The sequence below is a fragment of the Sporolactobacillus sp. BBK16-2 genome (assembly GCF_059878335.1).
Genome location: NZ_CM187611.1, coordinates 2,782,184 through 2,802,882, shown reverse-complemented (window position 1 = coordinate 2,802,882; position 20,699 = coordinate 2,782,184). Strand labels below are relative to the sequence as shown.

Annotated in this window: 25 protein-coding genes; 19 read left to right on the top strand and 6 right to left on the bottom strand. The window is 43.7% G+C overall.

Annotated features, from left to right (window positions below):
- Window positions 1–23: 23 nt before the first annotated feature.
- The 3 genes from AC6F33_RS13895 to AC6F33_RS13885 all read right to left on the bottom strand — a co-directional run bounded on the left by AC6F33_RS13895 (window position 24) and on the right by AC6F33_RS13885 (window position 2,849).
- A complete protein-coding gene (locus AC6F33_RS13895) occupies window positions 24–521 on the bottom strand; it encodes a hypothetical protein (RefSeq protein WP_480948659.1) in 498 nt (165 codons plus the stop codon).
- The gene (locus AC6F33_RS13890; RefSeq protein WP_480948658.1) at window positions 518–1,303 is read right to left on the bottom strand and encodes a MurR/RpiR family transcriptional regulator; all 786 of its coding nucleotides are present in this window, start codon (window positions 1,301–1,303) and stop codon (window positions 518–520) included. Before AC6F33_RS13890 ends, AC6F33_RS13895 begins: the two co-directional genes overlap by 4 nt.
- 187 nt (window positions 1,304–1,490) lie before the next feature.
- Window positions 1,491–2,849, bottom strand: coding sequence for a 6-phospho-alpha-glucosidase (locus AC6F33_RS13885; protein WP_480948657.1), 1,359 nt, complete (start codon window positions 2,847–2,849; stop codon window positions 1,491–1,493).
- A 646-nt stretch (window positions 2,850–3,495) separates the two neighbouring features.
- Here AC6F33_RS13885 and AC6F33_RS13880 point away from each other — a divergent pair.
- From AC6F33_RS13880 to AC6F33_RS13845, 8 genes are all read left to right on the top strand, one after another.
- Window positions 3,496–5,091: an alpha-glucoside-specific PTS transporter subunit IIBC gene (locus AC6F33_RS13880; protein ID WP_480948656.1), complete on the top strand. Its 1,596-nt coding sequence runs from the start codon at window positions 3,496–3,498 to the stop codon at window positions 5,089–5,091.
- A gap of 106 nt (window positions 5,092–5,197) precedes the next feature.
- On the top strand, window positions 5,198–5,488 hold the full coding sequence (locus AC6F33_RS13875; protein ID WP_480948655.1) for an acylphosphatase: 291 nt from the start codon (window positions 5,198–5,200) through the stop codon (window positions 5,486–5,488).
- A gap of 119 nt (window positions 5,489–5,607) precedes the next feature.
- A complete protein-coding gene (locus AC6F33_RS13870) occupies window positions 5,608–6,228 on the top strand; it encodes a C39 family peptidase (protein ID WP_480948654.1) in 621 nt (206 codons plus the stop codon).
- A 145-nt stretch (window positions 6,229–6,373) separates the two neighbouring features.
- Window positions 6,374–7,201 carry a C39 family peptidase gene (locus AC6F33_RS13865; protein ID WP_480948653.1) on the top strand — a complete coding sequence of 276 codons (828 nt, stop codon included), beginning with the start codon at window positions 6,374–6,376 and terminating at the stop codon, window positions 7,199–7,201.
- Between the two features lie 95 nt (window positions 7,202–7,296).
- Window positions 7,297–7,683: a hypothetical protein gene (locus AC6F33_RS13860; protein WP_480948652.1), complete on the top strand. Its 387-nt coding sequence runs from the start codon at window positions 7,297–7,299 to the stop codon at window positions 7,681–7,683.
- Window positions 7,684–7,711: 28 nt separating this feature from the next.
- On the top strand, window positions 7,712–7,897 hold the full coding sequence (locus tag AC6F33_RS13855) for an amino acid transporter (protein WP_480948651.1): 186 nt from the start codon (window positions 7,712–7,714) through the stop codon (window positions 7,895–7,897).
- A 312-nt stretch (window positions 7,898–8,209) separates the two neighbouring features.
- Window positions 8,210–9,304: a GGDEF domain-containing protein gene (locus tag AC6F33_RS13850; RefSeq protein WP_480948650.1), complete on the top strand. Its 1,095-nt coding sequence runs from the start codon at window positions 8,210–8,212 to the stop codon at window positions 9,302–9,304.
- On the top strand, window positions 9,301–9,915 hold the full coding sequence (locus AC6F33_RS13845) for a histidine phosphatase family protein (RefSeq protein ID WP_480948649.1): 615 nt from the start codon (window positions 9,301–9,303) through the stop codon (window positions 9,913–9,915). The genes AC6F33_RS13850 and AC6F33_RS13845 overlap by 4 nt, the downstream gene beginning before the upstream one ends.
- A 77-nt stretch (window positions 9,916–9,992) precedes the next feature.
- Here AC6F33_RS13845 and AC6F33_RS13840 read toward each other — a convergent pair whose 3' ends face one another.
- Window positions 9,993–10,427, bottom strand: coding sequence for a hypothetical protein (locus AC6F33_RS13840; protein ID WP_480948648.1), 435 nt, complete (start codon window positions 10,425–10,427; stop codon window positions 9,993–9,995).
- Between the two features lie 553 nt (window positions 10,428–10,980).
- Between AC6F33_RS13840 and ilvB the strand changes: the two genes are divergently transcribed.
- The 10 genes from ilvB (at window position 10,981) to AC6F33_RS13790 (ending at window position 18,543) form a co-directional block, all read left to right on the top strand.
- The gene (gene ilvB, locus AC6F33_RS13835; RefSeq protein WP_500777285.1) at window positions 10,981–12,687 is read left to right on the top strand and encodes a biosynthetic-type acetolactate synthase large subunit; all 1,707 of its coding nucleotides are present in this window, start codon (window positions 10,981–10,983) and stop codon (window positions 12,685–12,687) included.
- 4 nt (window positions 12,688–12,691) lie between these two features.
- Window positions 12,692–12,949 carry an ACT domain-containing protein gene (locus AC6F33_RS13830; protein ID WP_255748965.1) on the top strand — a complete coding sequence of 86 codons (258 nt, stop codon included), beginning with the start codon at window positions 12,692–12,694 and terminating at the stop codon, window positions 12,947–12,949.
- A 54-nt stretch (window positions 12,950–13,003) separates the two neighbouring features.
- Complete coding sequence (ilvC, locus tag AC6F33_RS13825; RefSeq protein WP_500777284.1) at window positions 13,004–14,038, top strand: ketol-acid reductoisomerase; 1,035 nt, start codon at window positions 13,004–13,006, stop codon at window positions 14,036–14,038.
- Between the two features lie 36 nt (window positions 14,039–14,074).
- Window positions 14,075–15,079 (top strand): threonine ammonia-lyase, encoded by a 1,005-nt coding sequence (locus AC6F33_RS13820; RefSeq protein ID WP_255748967.1) that lies wholly within the window; start codon window positions 14,075–14,077, stop codon window positions 15,077–15,079.
- Window positions 15,080–15,094: 15 nt separating this feature from the next.
- Entirely contained in the window at window positions 15,095–15,895 is an 801-nt protein-coding gene (locus tag AC6F33_RS13815) for an ABC transporter ATP-binding protein (RefSeq protein ID WP_255748968.1), read from the top strand.
- Between the two features lie 280 nt (window positions 15,896–16,175).
- A complete protein-coding gene (locus tag AC6F33_RS13810; RefSeq protein ID WP_255748976.1) occupies window positions 16,176–16,421 on the top strand; it encodes a type II toxin-antitoxin system prevent-host-death family antitoxin in 246 nt (81 codons plus the stop codon).
- A gap of 1 nt (window position 16,422) precedes the next feature.
- Entirely contained in the window at window positions 16,423–16,749 is a 327-nt protein-coding gene (locus AC6F33_RS13805; protein ID WP_480948635.1) for a type II toxin-antitoxin system RelE/ParE family toxin, read from the top strand.
- 74 nt (window positions 16,750–16,823) lie between these two features.
- Entirely contained in the window at window positions 16,824–17,435 is a 612-nt protein-coding gene (locus AC6F33_RS13800) for a GNAT family N-acetyltransferase (protein ID WP_480948634.1), read from the top strand.
- Window positions 17,432–18,034 (top strand): histidine phosphatase family protein, encoded by a 603-nt coding sequence (locus AC6F33_RS13795; protein ID WP_480948633.1) that lies wholly within the window; start codon window positions 17,432–17,434, stop codon window positions 18,032–18,034. Before AC6F33_RS13800 ends, AC6F33_RS13795 begins: the two co-directional genes overlap by 4 nt.
- Before the next feature lie 11 nt (window positions 18,035–18,045).
- Window positions 18,046–18,543, top strand: coding sequence for a 2'-5' RNA ligase family protein (locus tag AC6F33_RS13790; RefSeq protein ID WP_480948632.1), 498 nt, complete (start codon window positions 18,046–18,048; stop codon window positions 18,541–18,543).
- Window positions 18,544–18,739: 196 nt separating this feature from the next.
- Here the strand turns inward: AC6F33_RS13790 and AC6F33_RS13785 are convergent, their stop codons facing one another.
- Both AC6F33_RS13785 and AC6F33_RS13780 read right to left on the bottom strand, forming a co-directional pair.
- Window positions 18,740–18,892 (bottom strand): hypothetical protein, encoded by a 153-nt coding sequence (locus AC6F33_RS13785; protein WP_480952911.1) that lies wholly within the window; start codon window positions 18,890–18,892, stop codon window positions 18,740–18,742.
- Window positions 18,886–19,029 carry a BlaI/MecI/CopY family transcriptional regulator gene (locus AC6F33_RS13780; protein ID WP_480952910.1) on the bottom strand — a complete coding sequence of 48 codons (144 nt, stop codon included), beginning with the start codon at window positions 19,027–19,029 and terminating at the stop codon, window positions 18,886–18,888. Before AC6F33_RS13780 ends, AC6F33_RS13785 begins: the two co-directional genes overlap by 7 nt.
- Before the next feature lie 170 nt (window positions 19,030–19,199).
- On the opposite strand from AC6F33_RS13780, the gene AC6F33_RS13775 reads away from it, so the two are divergent.
- On the top strand, window positions 19,200–20,663 hold the full coding sequence (locus AC6F33_RS13775; RefSeq protein ID WP_480948630.1) for an ATP-binding protein: 1,464 nt from the start codon (window positions 19,200–19,202) through the stop codon (window positions 20,661–20,663).
- Window positions 20,664–20,699: the final 36 nt, after the last annotated feature.

Genomic DNA, 20,699 nt, shown 5'->3' with positions numbered 1-20,699 from the left:
TTTCAATTTTTATTCACTCATTTTCAAGTAAAGAATGTCAGTCGTACTAATGCGAAGCTGCACAGCAATGAGAAAAGAACTAGGGCGGTTGCAATTGCTGAAAACAGACGATAGTGCAGCAAATGACGAATCGAAAAGCTGTCTTTCAATTGTGCGTCTGCGTGCATCATGACAAAAATCGACATGATAGCGGTTACAACATTACCTACTAAAAACTGACAAATAGACAGTAGGGCTAAGACGCCGTAGCTAAAATTTCTTCCTTCCGTGTTGTCAAGGTCATGAGATAATTGAAACAGAAGGTAGCCCCAAAACAAGTTCAGCATGACGCCCATGAACATAACGGAATAGAGTGGGTGCGAGAGCAGCAGTGTATGAAAATCGGTTTTTTCCCGCATCATGGTCAAAAAAAGATAGACAGCGTAAAGGAACGGGAGAATCAGTGTGAAAGCAGTCAGATATCCATATAGCTTTTTAAAAGAGATCTGAATCATAAGCAAGTTTCGGATTCGTTGTTTCATTGTCTATCACCTTCTCTATTTGAAATTTGTTTGATGTAGCCAAAAAAGAATGCTTCGCATAAGACGGATAATGCAGCCAGAGCTGTCGGATCTTCTGAGACGTGCATCGTCTTATGAATGGGGTATTCTGTTGCAAGAAAATAGAGATTGTACGGCACGAGATTGGCCAGCTCATTATGATCAAAACGTGTATTGGTAATCGAAAGTATGGGAACGTTCTTCATACTGAGAAAACGAATGTTATCAATAATATTTGAGATATCGCCGCTCAACGAAACAATAATCAAGAGGTCCTCTTCATTGAGATACGGAATGATCATCTCAAGTTCTCGTTTGGCAACCAGATTGTGAATCATTTTTCCGCTGTTAAGAAAATTACGTTCCAATTCATTAATGGCATTGCGCTGAGCCCAACCCGTTCCGTATGCGAAAATATTTTTTGCCGAATGTATTTTCTCATAAATCGGTGCAAGATCGGTTTTATGAAATAAATCCATCGTTTTGTTAATGTCTGCTATCGTCTGCTGAATATAGTCCATGCTGTGTTCCACTTCAGGTTCCAGGTCATTTTTCAGTGAATACTTAAACTCACTGAACCCGGAAAAGCCAAGTTTCTGAGCAGTACGCAAAATAGATGACTTTGAAATTTTGCAGCTTTTAGCCAATTCTGTAATGCTTTGCTCCGCGCACTCTTTTTTATGATCAATGATGTAATGCAGAGTGGACAGATCTGTTTCATTCAATTGGTCGTAATTTTTATTAATCAGCATCTCAAGTTTCATTAGGATGATCCTGTCTCCTTGAAACAATTAACTTTTTCAAGTTAAGTTTCGATTAATGAGCAGAAATTAAAGGGGCAGGTACTCAGATGTTAAACGTTTTCAGAAATGGAAAACATGAGAAGCCCTAATGCTCCAATACCCTGCTATAAAAAGCATAGCAGGGTATTAGAAAATTGGCAACGATCAATCAGCTTAAGCTGAGTTCCAACGCTTTTGCTTTATCGTCTTTTTTCAGTTCCGGCCAGAATTCTTTATTGGCTTCAACCAAGTCATCAAGGATCTTCTTGGCTACCGCTGCATCTGGAACTGTGTGCGACAAGGTCAGTGCCTGCCAAAGCTTGAGATAAGAATGTTCAACCCAAGCATCAACTGCCAATTTTTCCACAGCCACCTGTTGTTCCAACAAGCCTTTTTGGAAACGCGGAATGGTCCCCATAGCCAAACGTTCCGGACCGTTCGCTCCAACGATGCAAGGGACCTCGACCATAGCCGTTGGTTCGAAATTAGAGACAGCACCGTTATTTTCAACAATCACCAGCATGCGTTCGTGTGTGTTGTAAGCGATCGCACGGGAGAGATCAACGATGTAGTTCGAATGATCGTCCGGTTCGAATTTCAAGTCTTCAATTGATTGTGATGCTGCAATTCTTCGGCATTCACTGAATACGAATTTTTCACGACCGGCGCGAACTTCATCCGTACGTGTATGATGCGGATCCATGTGTTCTGCTTCATATTTGGTGTACAGATAGTATTGTAAATATGTGTTTGGAAAACGCTCCGGATCAAGAGCAAAGGTGTTCTTAGCCATGCCAAAGGTTGCTTCCCAGCTGGCTTCGGTACCCTGTTCATGTGGAAGAAGATAGCCGTGTTCTGCTACATAGTCGCGAATTTTCGGCATCAAATCGTTTCCTTGTTTGTCACAAACCGAGGTCCACCAGCCGAAGTGATTCAATCCGAAATAGCGAACTTCCAAATCGTTGTAGTATTTCAGACCGGCAACCTGAGCCATACGTTCTTGAATGCCGACTGGCATATCGCAGATATTGAGAATTTTCGAATTCGGTCTCAGACGGCGAGTAGCTTCGGCAACGATTGAAGCCGGGTTTGAGTAGTTGAGCATCCAAGCATTCGGTGAATATTTTTCCATGTAATCAGCGATTTCCAGCACACCGCCAATGGAGCGGAGGCCATAAGCAATACCACCAGGTCCACAAGTTTCTTGACCAATAACACCGTATTTCAGAGGAATTTTTTCATCTTTATCACGCATTGCATATTTTCCGACACGAATCTGAGCCATAACAAAGTCAACGTCTGTGAAACCTTCCTCTGGATCAGTTGTTGCAACAAAATTGATTTCAGGTGCCTTTTCTCTAAGGATAACTTCGCATGCATCGCCAATGACTTTCTGACGTTCGCCGTCATTATCGTAAAGTTTTAATTGACGGATCGGGAAGCGGTCCAAGTGTTTGAGTAGTGTCATGACAATGCCGGGAGTATAGGTACTTCCGCCGCCGGCAATAACAATGGAAAATTTCTTCATAATGAATCCCTCCATTTGAGTTTTTGACTGATTTTTTTATTTCGTTATCGTTTACACCCCTCATGTTACTCATTTTTGAAACGGTTACAATAGTTTCAAAAGCATTAGGGAAAGCGTTTTCTTTATTGGATAAAGTCACGTTTCTTGGGAATTTTCTCAAATACCAATCTAGAAGATGTCTTGCATTGGATAAAGAGTTGCGTACCTAACATGCATCATTTCTATAAAAATGCCACTACGAATACATCGTTTTTTTGGTTGATGTTTGAGAAAGATAGATGAGAGAGAATAATTTTGGTGCATTTCATTTTTTATAGTAAATCTAATAATGGATTGATTACCCGAAAGGATCGGTGCGAATGAAAAAACGAGCAGATATCGGTAAGAAAGCAGTAAGATGTTGCCTGAGTTGAATAGAAAAAATAAACAACAAGGTTAAATAAGAATTTTAGGTTTCTCTGAGCTCATTAGAAAGCTTGTGACAATTCCCAGTTCTTGAAACCTTTCTCTTTAGGCATGACTTATTCCCGTTTTATCACAAACGTATTGTAAACGCTTTTATTTAACATAAAATTAATACGTAAGCGTTTACATTACTATGTCGTTCAAATGGTTCATATCAGATATTATGTAGGAGGCGGTTCAGATGATGCAAAAGTTTCAACGCTTTGGCGGAGCAATGTTTACACCGGTTTTATTGTTTGCTTTTTCCGGATTAATTCTGGCAATATCCATTATGCTGACGAATCCATTGATTGTCGGCGGAATCGCGGATACCAGTACTTTTTGGTATAAGTTCTGGATGATTATTCAGAATGGCGGATGGACAGTGTTTAATCAAATGGAATTGCTGTTTGTCGTCGGTCTGCCTATTGGTCTCGCCAAAGAAGCCAATGGACGGGCGGCGATGGAATCCATTATTGTTTATCTTACGTTTAATTATTATGTGAATACGATCTTAGGATTCTGGGGAAAAACATTCGGCATCAATTTCAATGTTGATCCGACCCAGGTGCAGGGAACAGGCTTAAAGCTAATTGCCGGAATTAAGACGCTGGATACAAGCGTTCTCGGCGCAATCGTCCTTTCTGCAATTGTTGTCTGGCTGCACAACAAGTACTTTAATACAAAATTGCCAGAATGGCTTGGGGTTTTCCAAGGGTCAGCATTTGTCGTTATTCTTGGCTTTTTCACCATGCTGCCCGTTGCCTTTTTAGCTTGCTGGCTTTGGCCGATGGTGCAACATGGAATTTCGTCGTTGCAGGTGTTCATGGCTTCATCTGGAGTTCTCGGTGTGTTCATTTACAGTTTTCTTGAACGTGTACTGATTCCGACAGGACTTCATCATTTTATTTATCTTCCTTTCTTGTACGGACCGGCAGTGACTCCAGATGGCATTGTTAAGAGCTGGCTTGCCAATATGCAAAGCTTTTCCGAATCAACGAAATCGTTAAAAACGTTGTTCCCAGCTGGCGGATTTTCTTTATTTGGCAACGATAAAATTTGGCCGCCTATTGGCATTGCCGCCGCATTCTATGTGACAGCGAAACCCGAGAAAAGAAAAAAGCTACTCGCACTGCTCATTCCGGCTGTTCTGACAGCCGTTGCGGCAGGAATCACGGAGCCGTTTGAATTCACCTTTTTGTTTGCAGCTCCAGTGCTGTTTGTGGTTCACGCACTGCTTTGCGGCCTCATGGATGCGACGATGTACTTTTTCGGTGTTGTCGGCAGTATGGATAGCGGCATCATTGATATGGCGACCAAGAACTGGATTCCACTGTTTGCAAATCATTGGATGACCTATGTAGCTCAATGGATTATCGGAATAATTTTTATTGCTATCTATTTCTTCTTGTTCCGCTTCTTAATTCTGAAATTCAACTTTGCGACTCCTGGACGTGAAGCGGATGAGGAAGAGACTCAACTGTATACCAAAGCGGATTACAAAAATAAAGTAGCAGGCGGAAAAAATGGAGCATCAGGCAATCAATTTACGGAATCGGCAGCTGTGTACCTCGATGCACTTGGAGGCTATGACAACATTCAAGATGTCACTAACTGTGCAACACGACTTCGGGTCACGGTCAAAGACGATAGCATCGTTCTGCCTGACGGAGCGTTCAAAGCAGGAGGTGCTCACGGTGTTGTGCGGCGTGGTAAAGCATTCCAAGTCATTGTCGGGTTGTCTGTTCCTCAGGTTCGTGAAGAATTTGAGAAACTCATAAAAAAAGGTATTCAATAAAGAAAAAATAATCAAGTCGAGTCAGATCTATTATTCTTGTCAAACACCTTGCCGTGATTCATGGGTAAGGTGTTTTGGTTTGAAAATGAATAAGGAGGCAGCAAAAATGGAACATGAAGCTATGAAAAGCGTGCATTTGATGGTTTCCGGTCGCGTTCAAGGTGTGGGTTTTCGATATTTTATTAAACAAATCGCAAGTCAGTACCATATAAAAGGATGGATCAGAAACAGAGACGATGGACGAGTGGAACTAGCGGCCGAAGGAACAGATCGGCAAGTGGATTTATTTATTCGAAAGATGAGACGAGGGACCTTTCTTGCTCGAGTTGAAGGCGTTGAAATTCAACTTCGTGAACCCCAAAATTATTCTGCGTTTGATCTTAAAGCAACACTATAATGGTAGATTTATGCCATAAGCAGTTGTCTAGGATTTGTTATAATAATTATAAAAATTAGTGAAAAGTAAAATTAGAGATCAATACATGCAGCAAAAAATGATTTGAGGACGTGGAAGCGATGACCGCAAATAAACAATCAAACACAACAAAACGACTCGATGTACCTTTAATCAAACAAAGGCCGGAGCTGCCTACCGGATGTGAAGGCGTAGCCTTAACAATGGCGCTCCACTACTACGGAATAGACGTCGACAAGCAAACGATCGTTGACCAAATGCCGCTCGACACAACCCCAGCAACAAGAAATGCAGATGGCTCGATTAAATCATGGGGCGATCCGGAAGACGGTTTTGTCGGCGATCCCCGCGGTGATGGCATTACGATTAATCCTACCCCGTTAAAACAAGTGCTTGATCGATACCGTAGCGGAGGCATTGCCCTGTATGGAAAAGATTTCAGCGTCGTTCAGAATTATGTGGCGAGCGGCAAGCCCGTCCTCATCTGGTTCACCATTTCACATGAGATGCCCATTTTGAGATACTGGCATACACCGGCAGGCAAAGAAGTATTCGCTCCGAGACCGCTGCACTGCATCGTTATTACCGGCGCTGATGAGGACTATGTTTACTTCAATGATTGTGAATCCACCGAACTAAGCGGAAAAGATGTCAAAGTGGAGAGAGAAAAGTTTATCAAAATCTATGATGCGATGGGGAGAAGAGCATTGGTTGTAGGTTGAAACAGAGAATGTTGAGTGTGAACGCTCATTTTTTTCATCAATATTATATTATTTGATGAAGCATTTAACTTTTTTGATATAAATATGGAAAAATAAGTTAATTGAATTAGGGGTTATACCGATATAAAGAACAGAGAGGTGTATTATGAAAAAATCTGTTCTTTTTATTATTCTATTACTCTGTTCATTTAGCATTATTTTAACTGCGTGTGGAAATACTGTGGAGGCAGATTCATCATCTGCTTTACCCCCGAATCATAAATATGTAAGTGAAAAACAAGAAAATACTCAACCGATAGTGATCGAGAACGATTCATCAAGAAAATCTTCGTCATCAACAATGAACGCCAACTTAACTAAAACAACATCAAGCCACACGTTAAAGTTGCTTGATGTTCCTTTAATTAAACAAAGACCAGAGCTGCCCTCCGGATGTGAAGCGGTCGCTCTGACGATGGCGCTTCGCTATTATGGTATCAACATTGATAAGGCCAAGATTGCCAGCCAAATGCCGCGAGACAATACGCCCCTTACCAAAAATGCTGACGGCACCGTGAAAACCTGGGGCGATCCCGAAGTAGGCTTCATCGGTGATCCTTATGGCGCAGGCATCACGATCAATCCCAATCCATTAAAACAAGTCCTTGACCGCTACCGCAGCGACGGCCTAGCCTTATACGGAAAAGATTTCAGCGTCATTCAAGACTATGTAGCGAAAGGAAAACCCGTCCTCGTTTGGTTCACCATTACTCATGAACTACCGACACCCAGAGTTTGGGTAACGCCGGATGGGAAACGGATTAGCTCACCAAGACCATTGCACTGTATTGTGGTTACCGGAGCCGACAACGACTGGGTGTACTTTAATGATAGTGAATCTACTCCACTAAGTGGCAAAAATGTTAAAGTGAAAAAGGATAAATTCATCCAGATCTACAATGCGATGGGGCGGAGGGCATTGGTTGTGAACTAAGTTGGCGACAGGTTTGTTTTAGAAGCCCTTATTGAGAATTAGGATCTATCATGCTATGCTACGTTGAAGACGCTTCAATTCAGAGGTGAGGCTAATTGAAAAAGCCACTCGGTATCTCGTTAATTAGCTACTTTTATATTCTGGGCTCCCTTGTCCTGATATTCACGGCAATTTTTTATGATGCTGATGCCAACCCAATAAATATAACGATACGATTTGCGCTACCAAGTTCATATGATCGCCTATTCAGAGTAGTGCTTGCTCTTGCCACACTGATCATGATTTATGGATATATGAAGCTTAGAAAATGGGGCTTCTGGGCGATGATCAGCTATTCTTTTCTCTTCGGAGCAATAAGTCTGGCACTATCGCTGGCGCACTATCAACAGCCCTTCATTGGCAATATGATATGGTCAATTCTGGTTTTGCTTTATACGATTCATACTAGGGAAGCTTTTTTTCAAAAGCAGCTATTTAGCTGAGATACTATTGATGCTGGGAGGATGAACAATGCTCGAAAAAGAGAAGAAGCCCTTCAACGATGTCATTGATCACATTGACAAAATCTCCGGAAGACCAGAGAAAATCGAGATGAAAAAGCTCCCGAAGCCGATTAGGATTCTTGGCTATGTGCTGATCACCTGTGTTGTCGTTAGTACACTATTTATCATCTTTATGAGTTTATTGAGTAATTAATAAAGATAATGAAGGTAGGAAAAATCATGTCCACTAATGGGGATGATCTTTCGAATCATGATGTTAGACATAGCGCAGAACACCTTGAGGCTTGTGGCGCCATATATTGAAGATGTCTCTCGCTTCTTCTATTCGCCTCCATAGAATATATCTTCCGGCGATCTTTTTTAAACTTACAGACTCTTACCATGATATAATGATCTGATCTTAAAAAAGTTATGGCATATTTTGCAGTTAAGCTTTTTTTTCCGCGTTCCGATATAGAAACAAAGGGATTGATTAAGCGGTTACAATGTAGAGGATGAGTTAGTGATGAGGGCGCTATTGGCCAAAGAGGTTCAAAATGCTCACTCGAGTAGTAGTGATCGTGATCGGAAGTTTTCCATATTTTGCAATACTATGTTTATCTTTGCCTGTGTCGCACATATCCTGTTTATTCCGATTTTCTACTTCTTAGGAAATCCAATAACATTCATAAATAATTGTCTTGCTGTTGTTCTTGATCTCTTGTGTTTCGTGCTCAATCGTAGGGGCTATGCGCGCGTTGCGAGCTTTGTCTGGATTTGTGAGATCGCGCTTCATTCTGTTTTTTGTATTCTGGTTTTTGGCTGGGATCAAGGGTATTACTATTATTTTTTTGCTCTGGTGCCGATTGTTTTCTTCGCAAGATGGTCTATTTCACTACGCTTCATCGTCACGTTTTTTCTTTTCGCTGCCACGCTCTTTCTGTTTTATTATTCACATTTGTATCCGCCAATGACGAAAACAAACCTATATATGACGCAGTTTATGTACGTATCTAGTGTAGTGGCTAACTTTGTTGGCCTTGCGTACGCTGCCTTTTACTATCGAAGGCATTCGGAACAAATGGAAGCTAAACTGTCGATTCTTGCACATATCGATGTGCTGACAGGCATTTATAATCGAGGGGCCTTTGAACGTGCTGCTCAAAATGAACTGAAGAAACAGGGCACTTATAACGAAGCGCGTGCGTTACTATTTTTTGATATCGATCATTTTAAGAAAATCAATGATTTGTTTGGTCATACTGTCGGAGACATGGCTTTGCAGAAAGCCGCTGAGGCCGTCCGGTACGTGTTAAGCGACCATGATCTGTTTGGCCGTATTGGTGGCGAAGAGTTTGCGATCTTGCTTGTGAATACGAACAATGCAAAAGCGATGTGTATTGCGGAACAGATTCGAAGGTCTATTGAAGATGCGAAAATAATACTGAATGACGGATCAGAGGTACTGCTGACTGCAAGTATCGGAGTGACGCTGTCTCAATCAAACAGTGTTGCGCTTTCTCAGTTGATGATCCGTGCAGATCGGGCGCTTTATCAGGCGAAAGGTGAGGGACGGAATCAAGTGGCATGCGTGGACGCACAGGAAGAGGTTACTCAATGACAACGATCTATTTTGTACGTCATGCTGAATCGGATTTTCGGATCCATAACGATCGACTGCGTCCTTTAACAGAAAAGGGAATGCGCGACCGAGTAATGGTGACGAATTATCTGTGCAACCAACCTATTGATCAGGTCTTATCCAGTCCCTATAAGCGGGCGGTGGACACCGTGAAGCAACTTGCGAATCTGAAGAATCTTCCTATATATAAGGATGAAGATTTCCGTGAGCGGAGTGTAGGTGAATGGGTCGAAGATTTTCGTGCATATGCCGAGCGGCAGTGGAACGACTTTCGTTTTAAATTGGAAGGCGGCGAAAGTCTCAGCGAAGTTCAAGAACGCGTGACCCGCGCATTGAACCAGATCCTGAACGAACGCAATCATCAAGTGTTGGTCATTGGCTGCCATGGCACCGCACTCAGTATGATCATCAACTATTATGATTCTACCTATGAATTTGCGAATTTTGAGCAAATGAAGCAGCTCATGCCGTGGATCGTGAAAATGACGTTTGATGATCAAACATGCAAACAGATTGAGACGATTGATCTTTTTCAGAATAAGGTTGAATTACGATGGATTCACACAAGCACCTCGAATGGTGGTGTCTGAACACCGCCCTGCTTAAATTTTTGATTGCTGTACTTGCTCGATCCGGAAAACTGAACGATCCATCAATAAGGTAATGATCAACCATCTCGACGGGCAATACTGAGCTTTTGAATAACGAACTGTTGATGAATCGTACCTTGATGTTGAGGGTGGATACGTGAATGAATTGAATCAGGGAATGAATAATCGGGCGGATTGCAGCTTGTTTTTTTTGAATTTCTTTTGATTGGTTCGGTATGTTCGGCAGTAGAAAGAACGTGAATCGTGAAGCCGATATCCCGTGACGGGCATCGGACGATGAAAGATTTCGTTTCTCTAGGGTATACTACCGTCGGAAAGTGAAGAAGCGCAGAACGAAAGGGCAGAAATGAAGCACGTATTTTTTTGCTCCCGTTGCTTTTCGCAGAAACGAGTGAAACAAAGCGGCCTCCGACAACATCGCGGAACAGATTGACTAAAAGCCATGTGAGATACATTTGAACGTTTGGTTTCGTACAGTATTGGTCGTTCACAGAAAACCCTCCTTGTTTTAATCAAAATAAAAAGCCGCCCATTCGATTGTGAATGGGCGGCTTTGCCTGAACCCATCCAACGCGAAGCTGGGTCCAAGCATTCGTTAAGTTGTCAACGGATGCCGGGACCCTAGCTAATAATAATAATGGCTTTAACCATGCGTTGTAATGGGCGATTCATAGCAAATTGCTCCTTACCTGAATTGTCGAATTTTTTAGTACCGCAACTATAGCACTGCTGGAAATCGGTGTCAATAATAAATTTGCACAAATTACTGATTGTGCTGATTGCAGCCGGTTTGCCTGCAGTTCAAAAAATTTTTTTGAGTTATTTTCTTCCATAAGAGCGCTTGAAAAATGGTGGGAAAAATACAAAAAGAGGGGTTGACTGAATTTTTTAAAGTGATTAACATTTGTGCCAACCCAAAAATTTCCGCTTGCAGATATGAAAAATCGGAGGTGGATTTCGAGGGCTTGAGGCAGAAAAATACAGAAAAGGATGAAGTGCCTCAGAGACAAAGGCTTATACAGAAAAAGAGAGGAGGAACCTTAAGTGACCGAAAGAACGGAACAACGCACAGAAACAGGCGCAGATTTACTGATCCGTTTGATCAGACAATCGGGAGCGGAAGTGCTTTTTGGTTATCCGGGAGGTGCGGTATTGCCGCTCTATGATGCGGTTTATCGTCACCACATGCGCCATGTGCTTGCTCGGCATGAACAGGGGGCGGTGCATGCCGCCGAAGGCTATGCCCGCGTTTCGGGTAAGCCCGGTGTTGTGTTTGCAACGAGCGGTCCTGGTGCGACGAATCTTGTTACAGGATTGATGGATGCGCTGATCGATTCACTGCCGCTCGTTGTTTTTACCGGACAGGTGACGAGGCAGGCGATTAATACCGATGCGTTTCAGGAGGCGGATGTGATCGGAATTACCGGATCGGTAACGAAGCATAATTTCCGCGTCCGCAATGCGAACGAGCTTCCTGAGGTGGTTGCCAAAGCATTTTTCTTGGCGACAAGCGGGCGTCCGGGACCGGTTTTGGTTGATCTGCCGAAGGACATTTGCGCGGGACGGCTGGAAAATGCACCGGATTTAGTTCGTGATTTTCAGCTTCCCGGCTATTGTGTGCCGAACAAGGCAGATGCCCGTGTGGTGAATCAACTCGTTCAAGCGTTGAAGAAGGCTGAGCGGCCGGTGCTGCTTTCCGGAGCAGGTGTGCTTCATGCTCATGCAGCGAGAAAATTGCGGGTATTTGCTGAAACATGTCATTTGCCGGTGGTTACGACATTTCTAGGCCTCGGAAGTATGCCCGCATCGCACCCGCTGTTTCTTGGAATGGGCGGAATGCATGGAACGTTTGCTGCTAATATGGCACTTTCCGAATGCGATCTGCTGCTGAATATCGGTTCACGCTTTGATGACCGACTGACCGGGAATCTTGAAAAATTTGCCCCGAATGCTGAAGTGGCGCATGTCGATATTGATGCTTCAGAAATTGGAAAAGTGGTGCACACCGACTATGGTTTAGTTGGTGATGCTGGGGCGGTCCTTGATCAATTGCAGAGTGCTTTAAAAGAGCCGATGCCGGGGCACCGCGCCTGGTTGAATCATCTGTATGGCTATGCAGATGCGCATCCGATACATTACGATCACGTGCTGGCAAGCCGGGAATTGCTGCCGCAATACGTCATTGAACAGATTTGCCGCTTTGCCGGACCTGATGCTGTTGTAGCGACCGATGTCGGGCAGCACCAAATGTGGACGGCTCAGTATTATCATTTTGAACAGCCAAACCGCTTTGTTAGCTCGGGCGGACTGGGGACCATGGGCTTCGGTCTTCCGGCTGCCATTGGCGCTCAGATTGCTTGTCCGCAGAAAAAGGTTGTGGCGATTATAGGCGATGGCGGCTTTCAGATGACGCTTCAAGAACTTGCGGTCATTACAGAGCGCAAGCTTCCAGTAAAAATTTTTATTCTGAACAATCATACGTTAGGCATGGTTCGACAATGGCAGGAAGCGTTTTACGGGGAACGCTATGCCGAATCAATTCCCGAAATGCAGCCCGATTTCGTCCGGCTTGCGGAAAGCTATGGTATTGCTGCTCAGCGGCTGACTGATCCTTCCTGTGCAGCAGAGGTGATCGAATCAGTATTTGCAACCGATGGACCGTTTCTTGTCGACTGTACTGTCAAACAAATGGAAAATGTTGCGCCGATGGTTCCTCCCGGCAAGGGCCTTATGGAAATGACGGGGGTGTGAGTCAATGAAACGGACGGTAATGGTTGAAACCGCGGCGAGTCCTGATGTGCTTGCACGGGTAACTATGCTGCTTGCACGCGGAAATCTGTCGGTTGCTGATCTGCATGCTGAGCGAGAAGGGGATCGGTTTCAGATGGCGATGACACTGGCTGCGGATTGCGAACGTCAGTTGAATCGTTTTGTCAGGCAAGCAGAAAAGTTGGTTGATGTGTATTCAGTTGCCTCATCTGGTGAAAATGGATACGCGGCTGAACACGCTTAGTTAAAAATATTTCACTATTGGCAATAAATTAAAAATAGATAAGGGGATACGAAAATGACAGCGAAAGTTTACTATGACAAAGATATCAATGAAAATGTATTGCGCGGAAAGAACATAGCGGTTCTTGGTTACGGTTCACAAGGACATTCTCAGGCTCAGAACCTGCGCGACAGCGGCTTTTCTGTAACAATCGGCGTGAGGCCGGGCAAGTCTTGGGATAAGGCGCAGCGCGATGGTTTTCCGGTGAAAAGTGTCAAGGAGGCTGCTGCTGAGGCAGATATTGTCATGATGCTGCTCCCTGACGAACGTCAGCCGGAGGTCTATTACAGTGAAGTTCAAGAAGGGCTTGAACCAGGAAACGCACTCGCTTTCTCACATGGCTTCAACATCCATTTCACTCAGATCCTTCCTCCAAAAGACGTCGATGTATTCATGGTCGCTCCAAAAGGTCCAGGTCACTTCTGCCGTCGTGAATATCTGAATGGAGGCGGTGTTCCGGCTTTCTACGCTGTTGAGCAGAACCCGTCCGGTGAAGCAGAGGAACTCGCACTCGCTTGGGCCAAGGCTCTCGGCGCGGCTCGTGCCGGTGTACTGAAAACCACGTTCAAAGAAGAGACGGAGACAGATCTTTTTGGTGAACAAGCGGTACTGATGGGCGGATTGACACACTTGATTGAGGCTGCATTTGAGACGCTCGTTGAAGCGGGCTATCAGCCGGAAAATGCCTATTTTGAAACTTGTCACGAAATGAAAATGCTCACTGATCTGATCTATGAAAACGGCCTTACTGGTATGCGCTACTCCTGCTCCGATACTTCTAAATTCGGTGACTTCACCGTCGGACGTTATGTCATCGATGACGGTGTAAAAGCCCGTATGAAAAAAGTTCTGGAAAATATTCAGTCTGGTAAATTTGCCCGTGACTGGGTACTTGAAAACAAAGTCGGCCGTCCGATTTTCAACGCACTTCAGCAGAAAGAAAACAATTCGGAGCTTGAACGTGTTGGACGAGAATTGCGCAAACTGATGCCTTTTGTTAAAGAAGGTAAGCAGGACAGCGAAGATATCACAGCAAATGTTGCACAATAAACCGTCCTACCAATCCGAATCACAACAGATGAAGGGGTGAAGACCATTGGGGATTATGTGTCAGCAGCGGATATCGCAGAGGCCCGTGAAATACTGACGCCTGTTGTTCATCGGACACCGATGCTTGAGTCGGCAACCTTGAACCGAATCAGCGGAGCACATCTGCATTTGAAACTGGAAAATATGCAGCGGACCGGATCATTTAAGCTTCGTGGGGCGTTTAATAAAATGGCTCATTTACCAGTAAAAGAACTGGACCGCGGTATTGTGACCGCGTCTGCGGGCAACCATGCCCAAGGGATTGCTTATGCAGCATCCAAACGAGGTGCATTGGCAAAAATCTTTATGCCGGAGCGTACCCCGCAGGCGAAAATTCAAGCAACTGCCGCTTATGGTGCTGAGGTTGTGCTGGTGGGCGCATCTTATCAGGAAGCCTATGAAGCGGCGCTTGCCGAATGTCAAGCTAATCATTCTGTTTTTGTTCATGCTTTCGATGATAATCAAGTGATCGCCGGCCAAGGGACAGTCGCCGCAGAAATGTTCACACAATGTTCGGAGCTTGACACCGTTCTCGTACCGATAGGCGGCGGGGGACTGGCAGCCGGAACGGTCTGTTATTTAAAAAGTGCTAAGCCAAGCATACGTGTGATTGGCGTTCAATCCGATCATGCACCAGCGGCGTATAACCTTTTTCATCATGCTAAGAAACAGGCAAATCGCCAATCGCCAGGCATAGCCGAAGGGATTCTCGTTGATAAACCAGGCGAACGTACCGTTCCTGTCCTGAGACATTATCTTGATGATTTGGTAACCGTCACAGATTCGGAAATTGCCCAGGCAATGCTTCTGATGCTTGAACGAAGCAAGATGCTGGTCGAAGGTGCCGGGGCTGCTTCGCTTGCGGCAGTGCTTTTCGACCGTGTGCCTGTGAAAGAAAAGCACGTCGGCTTAATTGTCAGCGGCGGCAATGCTGATCTGGAAGAACTAGCCCTGCTCAAACAAATGGTTTCGGTTGAAAATCGGAATGTCTGCAATCTCTGAAAGGTGGGACTATTTATGATCATTGATGCTCGAAAGATCAGCTGGGTGCGTTCGGATCATACAGTTCTCAAGAACGTGGACTGGCAGGTCCGCACGGGTGAACACTGGTCGCTTGTCGGGCTGAATGGCTCGGGGAAAACGACTTTGCTGAAAATGATTAATGGTTATATCTGGCCGACGAACGGCACACTGTCTGTATTGAATCGGCCGTTCGGGACATGCGATCTGCGCGAATTGCGCAAGAAAATCGGCTGGGTCAGTTCTGCACTCTCTGAGAAATTCAGATCGGGCGAACGTCCGGAAGCGATTGTGCTCAGCGGCAAATTCGCCTCGATTGGTTTATACGAGCAAACGTCGCCCGCCGAACGAGAAAAGGCACACGCCTTGTTAAACCAACTCGGCTGTGAATCATTTGAAAACCGAGCGTTCGGGCTTCTGTCGCAAGGCGAAAAGCAAAGGGTGCTGATCGCCCGTGCGTTAATGGCGGATCCCGAGCTGCTGATTCTGGATGAACCTTGCAATGGGCTGGATCTGTTCGCAAGAGAACAGATGCTGTCGATGATTGCCGAACTGGCAAAATCGGCAGATACACCGTCTATGATTTTCGTGACGCACCATGTCGAAGAACTTCTGCCATGTTTTGACCATACGCTTCTGCTCAAAGCCGGAACTGTATTCAAATCCGGACATGCGAGCGAGGTCATGACGCCTGAAATCATGACCGCTTTCTACGATCACCGTGTTTCAGTTCAGCGGCGAGGCGGACGTCTTTCCGTTGAACTGAATGAAGACGCGGCTATGGAATCAAGATTTTAATTCTGTTTTTCATTCTTTAAAACTCCAATAATAGAACTTTGCTTTTCTGCTCTTCTACTGTCATTTGACACATAAGAGACGAGCAGGAGAGCTTTTTTAGCTTTTTTGAAGCTGCCCCATTTGTCTTGGGCCATTATATTTTTTGTAGGATTAACATGAAGCAAGCTCAAGATAATATCGAATTAAGCATGCCCCGATAAGTTATATTGCTGTTGTTCTTGATGTGTTATTTTACGTCAAATTAACGTATAATAAGAACAACTATTAAAGGAGTGAGCCAATGCCGAATATTAAACCTGTTTCGGATTTAAGAAACTACAATGAAGTGTTGCGTGATGTTGCTGAAGGTGAGCCGGTCTTTCTTACTAAGAATGGAAGAGGGAGATACGCGATCATTGATCTTGCCGATTACGAGAAAACGCAAGCAACCATGAAGTTGATGGCACAGCTCGCTGAAGGCGAAAAAGCCGGACGTGATAAAGGCTGGTTAACGCTTAATGAAGTAGAAAAGTCATTGGGATTGTAACATGATCATTTCTATATCTCCCATGGCGCAAGTCGATTTAAAAGAGATCAAGAAATATATTGAGTCGGAGCTTGAAAACTCAGAAGCAGCGATTAATACGATTACCAAAATCACAAAATCCATCCACAGACTTTCTGAATTTCCTGATTCAGGAGCTCTTTTATCTTCAAAAGCGAGCATACAAATTGATTGTCGTTTCTTAATAGTCGGAAGTTATTTTGTTTTTTATCGTCATGAGCATGATCATATCTATGTCTTGCGTGTGCTTTATGGTAGACGCGATTACATGAAAATTTTATTTGGAGATCCGAATAATAATAATAGCTGAAAAGTTGATCACACGTACCTATTTCTCCATATTGGAGATTTTTTTGCTAAGAATAACTTTATGAGGAGCAGCACATGAAGTCTGAACTTGATTTTCGCACGAAGCCTGTTTTAGAAGGCGTCAAGGTTATTTTAAGACCTTTTGAAGCAAATGATTGGGAAAAAATGATTGACATAATATCTGAGCCGGAGCTTAGGCGTTTGACTGGATCGGTTGACAGTGATGAGCAAGCGAATGCTCCTTTCCCTCCTGAAGAAGTGGAACGAATCAAAGAATGGTACAAATTGCGTAGCGAGCAGGCCGATCGTCTGGATCTTGGAATTGTTCGAAGAGACAATGGAGAATTAGTCGGAGAGGTTGTTTTCAACGAATTTGATGAAAGCACACTCAATGTGAATTTTCGCATCTTGATCGGCGCAGCGGGTTGCGATCAAGGATTTGGTACGGAAGCTATTAAACTGTTTTTGGATTACGGGTTCATAGTGCTTGGTCTTCATAAAGTAGAGCTAGGCGTTTACAGCTTTAACCCCCGGGCGGAAAAAGTCTACCGTAAGAATGGGTTTGTGCTTGAAGGGATTCAACGTGAGGCGATTTGCTACAATAACGACTATTTTGATACAAAGATTTTTGGCATGCTGAAAGAGGATTATCTTCGGGCAAAATCTACTGAGAGGATTTCCAAATGACCATTATTTATTTTGTGCGACATGCTGAATCGGATATCCGTGTGCATAATGACAAGCTCCGGCCGCTCACCGACAAAGGAATGAAGGACAGAGAATTGGTGACGGGCTATCTGCAAGATAAGAATGTGGATGTTGTCTTATCCAGCCCTTATAGGCGAGCGGTGGACACAGTCAAGCAATTCGCAGATCAACAAAACTTTCATGTACATCTTGTTAAAGATTTCCGTGAGCGAAAAGTGGGCGGTGAATGGATTGATGATTTTCATGCGTTTTCAAAGAGGCAATGGGAAGACTTTAGCTTTAAACTGCAGGATGGAGGGAGCCTGAGCGAGGTTCAGGAGCGAACGATTGGCAAGCTGAATCATTTGCTGAATGAACACAGTGGTAAAATTTTGGCTGTCGGAAGTCACGGTACGGCACTTAGCACGATCATCAATTATTATGATCCTACATACGGATTCGAGGATTTTGAACGAATGAAGCACTTAATGCCGTGGATTGTGAAATTTACTTTTGAAGGGCAAGTATGTCAGCAGATCGAGACAATTGATCTTTTTAAGAATGAGGTAGAAACACGTTGGTCTATAGTTGATGAATGAAGGGGAAAATAATGCCGGACAAAATGTTATACGTGCTCGCTCAATTTGACCGCGAAACACAGAGCAAAATGAATCACATTCAGCAATTGCTTAAGGAACAAGGGATTAGTGGACAACAAACCTCCAATCTACTCTATCATTTGACGTTAGCTTCCTTTGATTCGAATCAAGAATCAGAGATTAAGGAACGGTTGCAAACTGTATGTCATGAGACCAGCAGTTTTAATTTGACACTCAGTCATATTGGCTTATTTGGCTTAACTGTTTTGTTTCTTGCACCTAATGTGACTCATGACTTGCTTGATCTCCAAAGTCATTTTATTCAGGGCAACCGAGATGAGCATGAATGGGCGGCGCATGCCACGTTGTTAATCGATGAGTCTGAAGCAGTGCAGAAAGCACTTCCGATTGTTGCAGAACACTTTAAACCGTTTCGCGCAACCATCGATTCCATCAGTCTTTATGAATTCAGACCGGCGCGGTGTATTGAAAATCAATATTTGAGGTGAAGGACATGATCGATGAACAAGGGTTATGGGAACTGATTAAAGACTCTCTTTCCTATTGTAAGTACTTTTTCTTGTCAAGAGAGCAGAAAAGAGCATTCAATGTCCGTTCCGTTCAAGAGCGATACTGGTTTCAGCAATTGGTAAAGGAGCATCCTTCGATTAGCACGTTCATTGAAGAAGATCAAGAGTTCAGGGCTTACTTTTCATCACGGAAAAGGGTGAGAAAGCTACTGAGAAATAAAGACGAGCGAACGCGTTTCATTAAGCGGATCAAGTCGATATGCGGATAAATCTGCTGTTGCGAGAAAGGATAGGTCAGTGCGCCTTTTTGAACGAGGCGCTTCAACATTGTCTGGATGTCTTCCCTTTCCATTTGGTCGTCCGTTTCAATTTTTCTGTGCCTTCGTTGGTGCTGATAGGGGCATGGTTCCAGATCACTTTCATGACTTCATATTCGGCCGTGCAAATCTTAGGTAACTCCTTCATGAGCAACCTTCTTAATTCTTACACGTGTAGTACATAAGTTATAGCTGAATTTTCGATGATGGGGTAGAAACTGATCAATAATGATATATGATGAATTTGACGTTTATAGTATACTATTCATAAATGTGACGAAAATGTATAGTATGATATATAAATATGGAGGGATAATCATGATTTCATTTACTGATGAGAAATTACTGAATTTGTTAATTCAATATAATCCCTGGTGGAAAGGCATACCCGTCTCTGAGAAAACGGCACCGCCGCACCATCGGTTTGCTTATTATGAATCGAAAAAGCTGCTCTTTCATAGAGATGTGCGCAGATTTGTGATTTTATCAGGCGCAAGACGAGTTGGTAAGACAACCATTATGTATCAGCTCATTCAGGATCTCTTGGAAAAAGGAGTCTCCGCTAGAAATATCGTTTACTTATCTTTTGATAATCCGATCCTAAAGCTGGGTGGCTTTGACGGAGTACTAAGGGTATATGAGAATGCTTATCCTACAGAAGGAGAACTTTATTTTTTCTTTGATGAAGTTCAGTATGCGGAGGATTGGGAAGTATGGATCAAGACCTTATATGATACACATCTCAATTTGCGCCTTGTTGCAACAGGTTCGGCGAGCCCGGCTCTAGAAAAGGGTTCGGCCGATAGCGGCGTAGGCCGATGGAGTGTGCTCAAAATTCCTACCTTGTCTTTCTATGAATACTGCGATCTTTTACAGGTACCTTCAAGACCGCAACTCGGGTCAGGAATACGTCCAACGCAGCTTTATCGAATGCCTCAGACTGATTTAACTGATCTCATGACCAAACTCTCTCCATTGCAACAGCACTTTAGTCGTTATCTTACCGTAGGCGGGTTTCCAGAACTTGCTCTGTCGCATGATGATGCATTTTCACAAAGAATGCTTCGTGAAGATGTAGTCGATAAAGTAATCAAGCGAGATATTTTAACACTCTTTAATGTACGAAATCCCTTGCAGCTCGAAAAAGTCTTTTTGTACCTATGTATGAATTCATCAAATATCATCAATATATCAGCGATGGCTAAAGAGCTTGATAGCATGAACAAGATCACTTTATCAAATTATATACGCTTTTTGAAAGAAGCAAATTTAATCTATATAAGTGATCCAATAGGGGTTGACGGCAAAGGGATTTTAAAAGGCAGATCAAAAATCTATGTCGCTGATGCTGCCATACGTAATGCTGTACTGATGTTGGAAGATGTCATCACTGACCCGAATGAAATGGGCGTTATGGTTGAAACGACAGTATATAAGCATATTGCTGCTTTTTACTACACAACAAATGCGCAGGTGGGTTATTATCGTAAGCTTAAAGAGAACGAAAAAGAAGTCGATGTTGTGGTCGAACTTCCTGCCGCCAGAATTTTATGCGAAGTTAAGTATCGGGAAAATTCGCGTATTCCGGAAACAGATGCAATTATTGAGCTTGCTAATGATAACAGCAAGAAGACACAAGGTGCTCTTGTCATCACGAAGCGGGCGGAGGATTATGGTGTGACCGCCCATCATACAAGAATCCCAGTCGTGCGAATCCCTGCTCCGGCATTTTTATATCTGCTTGGTTATGCGGAAAAAGAGGGCTATGCAGCAAAAATGTAGGCAGTGTAAGGACCGAATCGGGGAACAATTGCAGCA